At 50.0% G+C, this 236-nt stretch carries 1 pseudogene; it reads right to left on the reverse strand.

Annotated features, from left to right (window positions below):
- Nucleotides 1–236, reverse strand: a pseudogene (locus ACYP03_RS28010) (aminotransferase class V-fold PLP-dependent enzyme); the annotation flags it as partial.

The raw sequence follows: 236 nt of genomic DNA on the forward strand, positions 1-236 counted from the left end.
TGTTTTACAGGTAATGATGTGCTTACCTTTTTTGCCGTAGAAGTGCGCAATACCTTTGATCGCCAAGTTATCAGATTCTGTTGCACCTGAGGTAAACACGATCTCACGTGGGTCGGCATTCAGCAGGTCTGCCACTTGCTCACGGGCATTATCAACGGCTTCTTCAGCCTACCAGCCAAAACGGTGGGAACGGGAGGCCGGGTTACCGAAGTTACCGTCCATTGTCATGCATTGCA

It is taken from the genome of Photobacterium sp. R1, from assembly GCF_054600795.1.